Origin of the sequence: Streptomyces sp. 13-12-16, from assembly GCF_002114215.1 — a bacterium.
GTDB lineage: Bacteria > Actinomycetota > Actinomycetes > Streptomycetales > Streptomycetaceae > Streptomyces.
In genome coordinates, this window is record NZ_NCTE01000772.1 from 1 (window position 1) to 6,502 (window position 6,502).

At 73.5% G+C, this 6,502-nt stretch carries 7 protein-coding genes; 3 read left to right on the plus strand and 4 right to left on the minus strand.

Translation table 11 applies throughout. From position 1 onward, the window contains the following. On the minus strand, positions 1-272 hold a 272-nt coding region (locus tag B7767_RS28490), incomplete at its 3' end, for a helix-turn-helix domain-containing protein (RefSeq protein WP_143652675.1). Positions 273-493: 221 nt separating this feature from the next. Between B7767_RS28490 and B7767_RS28495 the strand changes: the two genes are divergently transcribed. Next, entirely contained in the window at positions 494-1,240 is a 747-nt protein-coding gene (locus tag B7767_RS28495) for an aquaporin (protein ID WP_179167324.1), read from the plus strand. Between the two features lie 29 nt (positions 1,241-1,269). Next, positions 1,270-2,739 (plus strand): aldehyde dehydrogenase family protein, encoded by a 1,470-nt coding sequence (locus B7767_RS28500; RefSeq protein WP_085574677.1) that lies wholly within the window; start codon positions 1,270-1,272, stop codon positions 2,737-2,739. 441 nt (positions 2,740-3,180) lie between these two features. On the opposite strand, the gene B7767_RS28505 is transcribed toward B7767_RS28500, so the two are convergent. Genes B7767_RS28505 through B7767_RS28515 form a run of 3 tightly spaced genes read right to left on the minus strand, consistent with a single transcriptional unit; the run spans position 3,181 to position 5,761 of the window. Next, a complete protein-coding gene (locus tag B7767_RS28505) occupies positions 3,181-3,861 on the minus strand; it encodes a hypothetical protein (protein ID WP_107486390.1) in 681 nt (226 codons plus the stop codon). Positions 3,862-3,917: 56 nt separating this feature from the next. Next, positions 3,918-4,583: a response regulator transcription factor gene (locus B7767_RS28510; protein ID WP_085574679.1), complete on the minus strand. Its 666-nt coding sequence runs from the start codon at positions 4,581-4,583 to the stop codon at positions 3,918-3,920. Then, positions 4,580-5,761: a sensor histidine kinase gene (locus B7767_RS28515; protein ID WP_085574680.1), complete on the minus strand. Its 1,182-nt coding sequence runs from the start codon at positions 5,759-5,761 to the stop codon at positions 4,580-4,582. The genes B7767_RS28510 and B7767_RS28515 overlap by 4 nt, the downstream gene beginning before the upstream one ends. 156 nt (positions 5,762-5,917) lie before the next feature. On the opposite strand from B7767_RS28515, the gene B7767_RS28520 reads away from it, so the two are divergent. After that, positions 5,918-6,502 (plus strand): VanZ family protein (locus tag B7767_RS28520; RefSeq protein ID WP_085574681.1); only part of this gene is annotated, 585 nt, incomplete at its 3' end.

A 6,502-nucleotide genomic window follows, 5' to 3' on the forward strand; every position in this document is an offset into this window, starting at 1 on the left:
GCGTTGCCGAACTCCATCAGGCGCGGGGCGGGCACGAGGTCGCGTCCCACGGCGCGCAGATGGTCGAGGTGGGTCAGGGTCGCGGCGATCCGGTCGACGGTCGAACGCGCCAGGCCGGTCGCGCGGGCGAGGTCGCCCGGGCGCACGGAGTGGGGGGCGTCCGCCACGATCCGCAGCACGGCCAGCCCGCGCTCCAGTGGGCCGGCGGCCTCCGCCGGGGAGCCGTCCGGCGCCGATGCCGTCGGTGCCGTCCTCGAAACGCCCGGCGCCATGGCACTTCCTCCTGTGTGTCGGCCGCTCCGTCGGCTTCCCGGCGCATGCGGCCGTACCCGTCCTCGGGAGAACGCTACCCGGCCATTGACAGCGTCCCGGCGATCGCACACACTCAGCGCACTCGTTCAATGAAATTAAGTTCACTCAGCGAAAAAATGGTGGCCCGGTGCACTGCGGGACGCATCCCGCCGGGCCGCCCCTGCCCCTGATGAGGACTCCCATGAGCACTTCCGCCCGGAGCCGCGCGGATCTCGTCCGGCACAGCGCGTACGAGTTCGCGCTGACCACGGTGCTTCTCTTCGCCGTGGTGAGCCTGATCCGCTGGCTGGCCCACCCCGCCTCGCCGCTGGCGATCGGCGACCCGGCGACCCTGTTCGCCGTCGCGGGAGTCGCGGTCGCCGCGCTCATCGCGGGCCTGATGTACTCGCCGCCCGGCCGCGGATCCGGGGGCCACATGCACCCCGGCGTCACCGTCTTCCTGTGGTCGAGCGGTCTCTTCCCGTCCCGCGCCGTCCTCCCGTACGTCACCGCGCAGCTCGCCGGGTCCGTGGCCGGCACCGCGCTGGCCGGGCTGGTGTGGGGCGGGGCCGTGCGCCAGGTCGGACACGGGGCCGTGCACCCCGCACCCGGGACGGGTACGGTCGAACTGTTCCTCATCGAGGGCTCCGCACTCGCCGCGGTCTTCGTCACGGTGGCGCTGGTGATGACCAGACCCACCCGGGGGGCGTCGATCCCGGCGGTCATCGGCATCGGAGTGGGCGTGGTCGTCGCGACCCTGGGCACCGTGACCGGCGCGAGCATCAACCCGGCGCGCGCCTTCGGCCCGGCCCTGCTCTCCGGCACGTACGGACACTTCTGGAACTACATGATCGCGCCGGTGGTCGCCCCGGCCCTCGTCGGCCTCGCCCACCGCGCCCTGCGCACCCGCCGGGCCGCCGGCCCCTCGCCCGCACCCGCCCAGGCCTGATCCCTCACCCCCTTGTACAGGAGCACCCCGTGTCCATCTCCCGAGGACTGATCATCAACGGCCAGGAGGTCCCCGCCTCCTCCGGCCGCACCGCGACCGACACCAACCCCTGGACCGGCGCCGTCTGCGCGGAGGTCGCCGCGGGCACCCCGGACGACGTACGCCGTGCCGTGGACGCCGCCGACGCCGCGTTCGAGGCGTGGGCCGCGACCAAGCCGGCCGAGCGCCGCCGGATCTTCCTGCGCGCCGCGCAACTGATGGCCGAGCGCACCGAGGAGGTCGTACGGCTGATGGCCGCGGAGGTCGGCGGCGCCGCCCCCTGGGCGGGCTTCAACGCCCACCTGGCCGCCGACATCCTGCTGGAGGCGGCGGCCGAGGTCAGCCGCCCGACCGGCCGGATCCTCGCCACCGACGCCGACGGCGTCCACTCCACGCAGGTGCGGGTGCCCAAGGGGGTGATCGCCGCGATCTCGCCGTGGAACGCGCCGGTCATCCTCGGTGTCCGCGCGGTGGCGTTGCCGATCGCGATGGGCAACACCGTGGTGATGAAGCCCAGCGAGGACGCGCCGATCGCCTGCGGCCTGCTGATCTCCGACGTCCTGCACGAGGCGGGACTGCCGGCGGGCGTGCTCAACGTCGTCACCAACGACCGCGCCGACGCCGCCGAGGTGGTCTCCGCGCTGATCGCCGACCCCCGGGTGCGGATGGTCAACTTCACCGGTTCCACGGAGGTCGGCCGCACCATCGGCGTCCAGGCCGCCCAGCACCTCAAGCCCGCCGTGCTCGAACTCGGCGGCAAGAACCCCCTGCTGGTGCTGGAGGACGCGGACGTCGACTACGCGGTGGACGCCGCGGTCTTCGGCTCCTTCATGAACGCGGGCCAGATCTGCATGTGCGTGGACCGGGTCATCGTCCACCGCTCGGTCGCCGACGAGTTCACCGCCAAGTTCGCCGCCCGCGTCCGGGCGCTGCCCTGCGGCGACCCGAGTGACCCGGGCACGGCGATCGGTCCCGTCGTGAACGAGGCCGCCGCCCGCCGGGTCGCCTCCCTCGTCGCGGACGCGGTCGCCCACGGCGCCGGACTGGCCGCGGGTACCGGCGAGATCGAGGAACCGGGCACACTGGTCCGCCCGGTCGTCCTCACCGGGGTCACCAAGGAGATGAGGATCCACTACGACGAGATCTTCGGCCCGGCGACGGTCGTCCACGTCGTCGACAGCACCGACGAGGCCGTCGCGCTCGCCAACGACACCCCCTACGGGCTCACCGCGGGCGTCATCACCGAGGACCTGGCCGAGGGCCTGGAGGTCGCCGGCCGTCTGCGCACCGGCATCGTCCACGTCAACGACCAGTCCATCGCCGACGAACCGCAGGCCCCCTTCGGCGGCGTGAAGGGCTCCGGCTACGGCCGCTTCGGCGGCCAGGCAGGCGCCGAGGCCTTCACCGACATTCGCTGGGTCACGGCGCAGGTCAGGGGACGCGCGCACTTCCCGATCTGACGGGCGGGCGCCCGGCCGATCGGCGGACCCACCGGCCGGCCGGGCGCGCCGCCCCCCGACTGCGAGTGCCGTGAAAGCGGTTCACCCGTCCCGGCCGGCCGCACCCTGTTCCGCACGGTCGTCCGTCGGGCGGTGACGACCGGCGGGCCGTCCTGAGCATGCGCGTCGGCCCGCACACCTGCCGGGTGAAGCCGTACGGCGGCGGTACCGCGCGGCCGGGTACGGAGCTTCGGCCTCCTCAGTGCGTGCGCGTGACGCGACGGTCGCTCTGTGAAGCCGTCGAACGTCTCCGCCGAACGGCACACCCGTCTCCGCCGACCTGGACGCGTCGGGTTGCGTGGTGGCGGTGCGGGTGAGCTTCCCGGACACGGTCGGGTAGCAGCCGTCCCGGTCCTGTCCGCCCGTTGCCGTGCGGGGCGTTCCTCCCGGTCGTACCGTGCGTCAGCCGACTGCCTCCGGCCGTCGGGGCGCGGAGGGCGGGCCCTGTGCGGGGAGGACCAGGGCGCGGGCGAGGGCGGACGTCACCGGGGCTGCGTGGTCCGGCAGTTGCCGGACGGCCCACGCGGCCGCCAGGGCCAGGAATCCGGTCAGGTCGCGTTCCGCTCCGGTGAGCAGGCGCCGCAGTTCGCCGGCGGCGAGTTCGATCACGGGGCTGTCGTCCCGGTCGGCGTCCACGGTCAGGCGGACGGCGTCGCCGTGGCGTTCGGCGAGCGGGGACGGGTCGTGGCCGAAGGAGGCCCATCCGTTGCCGTCGAGGACGTCGAACCAGTCGTGGCGTTCCTCGAGGCCGTTGCAGCAGCCCGGCAGCAAGGTGACGCCGGTGACGGTGTCCGTGACCCGCAGGCCACCGGAGGCGAAGAGGTCGTCCATGGTGAGCAGCCCGTGCAGGATGGAACCGAGCGGGTCCGTGGGCCGCGGCGGACGGTCGTCGGCCACCGGTACGACGTCGTTGTGGGCGGCGATGCTCATGACCGCCGTGCCGACCTCGGTGGGAGCGAGCGAGCCACTGAGCGGCAGGAAGCCGTACGGCTCGATGCCGGCGACCGGCCAGAGCGTGAAGCCGGCGGGATCGGAGACTTCGAGGACGGGCTGCAGCACGATCACCTGGAGAGTGTGCGGCACGTCGTGTCCTCTTCGCACTTTCATCACTGTGCCGGTCCGCCCCGCGCCCGGGGTCGTCATGCGCGGCCCGGTCGGCGGGCGAGCCCGGACTCCCAGGCCCAGGCCGCTATCTCGACCCGGTTGCGGGCGCCGAGTTTGCCCTGGATGTTGGTGAGGTGGGTCTTCACCGTGCCCGCGCTGATGTGCAGGGCGGCGGCGATCTCCGCGTTGGTGTGCCCGCGGGAGACGAGGGCGGTGACCTCGGTCTCGCGCTCGGACAGGGGCGAGGGAGGGACCGGGGCGGCAGCGGCGGCGGGGCGGGTGAACCGCTGGAGCAGGCGGACGGTGATGGAGGGGCTGATGAGGGCCTCGCCGGAGGCGGCGGAGCGGACGGCCTCGGCCAGCAGACGGGGCCCCGCGTCCTTGAGGAGGAAGCCGCAGGCACCGTGGTGCAGGGCCTGGTGGACGTACTCGTCGTCGTCGAAGGTCGTCACCATGACGACCTTCGGGACGTGCGCGGCCCCGGGGCGGTGCAGGTGCCGCAGCGCCTCGATGCCGTTCAGCCGCGGCATGCGGATGTCCATGAGGACCACGTCGGGGCGGTGCAGGTCGGCCTGCTGGATCGCGGCGACCCCGTCGGCGGCCTGGGCGACGACCTCGATGTCGTCCTCCGCCGACAGGATCATGGCCATGCCGGTGCGGACGATCGTCTGGTCGTCCGCGAGAAGGACACGGATGGTCATCGGATCACCCGCCGCGGGGGGAGAGGGAGTTCGAGCACGACGTGCCAGCCGGCCTCGGGGCCGGGACCCGCGGTCAGCGTGCCCCCGGCGGCGACGGCGACCTCGCGCAGGCCGCGCAGCCCGTAACCGGTGCCGTCGGACGGACGCCGGTGTCCGTCGTCGGTGATCCGCGCGGTCATCCGGCGGCGGGAGACCTCCAGGTGCACGTGTGCGGTGGTGCAGTCGGGGGCGTGCTTGCGGATGTTCGTCAGCGCCTCCATGACCACGCGTTCCACGATGCGGGCGGCGTCCTCGGGGAGGCCGTCGACCGGGCCGGTCTCGGTGAGGCCGACCCGGGCCCCGGGGAGCCGGCAGTCGGCGACGAGGGCGCGGACGGCGTCCGTGCCCGGTGCCCGGGTGTCCGGGACGGTGTCCTCGCGCAGGGCGCCGACCATCCTGCGCATGGCGGTCAGCGCCTCCGCCCCGGTGGTCTCGATCAGTTCCAGGGCGTCGCCCACCGCCTGGGGCTTCCTGGCCGCGACGGCACGGGCGCCCTGTGCCTGGAGCACGATGCCCGATATGTGGTGGGCGACGAAGTCGTGCAGGTCGCGGGCGAACCCCAGGCGCTGTTCGAGTCTGATCCGCTCCTCGTGCTGCCGGCGGGAGGCGACGACCAGGCGGACGGTGAGTCCGGAGGCCAGGGCGCCGCCGGCCACCAGCGTCAGGACGAGCGCGACGATGCTGCTGCCCTCGTCCACCTCGATCACCAGCGGACGCAGGACGACGGCGGCCATCAGCAGCGGCAGGGCGACGGCGGTGCCGGCCGGGGAGCCGCGCCGCGCCGTCATGTGCAGCAGCACCATCAGGGCGATCGGCTCGAACAGGGTGTAGGCGTCGGAGGCCTGGTCCAGGACCGAACCGCCGCTCGCCGCCACGCGCAGTCCGGCCGAGCAGGCCAGTGACACCAGGGCCACGCCGCACGCCGCCCACGCCAGCACCGCGGGGGACGACTTGATCCCCACGGCCGGGAAGGCGACGGCCGCCGCCGCGGCCGTCGACAGGAACAGCGTGATCCCGCTGCCCTGGCCTTCGAGGGCGCCGGTGTCGACGTCGATCAGCAGGGCCGCTCCGAGGAGACAGAGCAGCAGGGCGCCGACGGCGAACCGGCCGGCGGCCGGCCCGCGCGGTGGTCTGAGCATGGTGAGAACCCTAGCCGCGCGCGGCACCGGGCCCCCTCTGCCGAAAGTCGTAGCCGTCCACCAGGGAATGGATCTTTCGGGAGATCCGCCCGGCCCGGCCCCGGAAGGAAGCTGAAGCAGTCAGCACCGCTCGCTCCGACCGAAGGACCAGCCCTCATGGACATTCGCTTCCAGGTGGACTCCACACCCGTTCTCGGCCCCGCGCTCGTCCTGTTCGCGGCCGGCACCGTCATCCAGGTGAGGCGCGGGGTGTGGGACAAGCGCCACGGTCTGCTGCGGCTGGTCACCGCCGTCTACGTCGCCGCCGTGCTGTCCCTGACGGTCTTCCCGCTGAACGTGACGTGGGGCGAGTACGCCAACCAGGCTCCCTGGATCAGCCAGATCAACTTCGTCCCGCTGGTCACCGCGGACATCACCATGGTGCCCAACGTCGTCATGCTGGTGCCGGCCGGCTTCCTGCTGCCCCTGCTGTTCCGGAACGCCACCTCGGCGTCGCGGGCGGCCCTGATGGCGGCGGCGGCCAGCCTGTCCGTGGAAGCCGCCCAGCTGTTGTCGTACATCGTCCTGAACAACGGCCGCTCCGTGGACGTCAACGACCTCCTCGCCAACACGCTCGGCGGACTCGCGGGCTACGCCCTGGTGACCCTCGCCCTGCGCGCGCCGGCCCTGCGCGGAACCCTCCTGGCGTCCGCACTGCCCCGCTCCGCGGCGTCGCAGGCCGACCGCCGGCGGACGGCGACC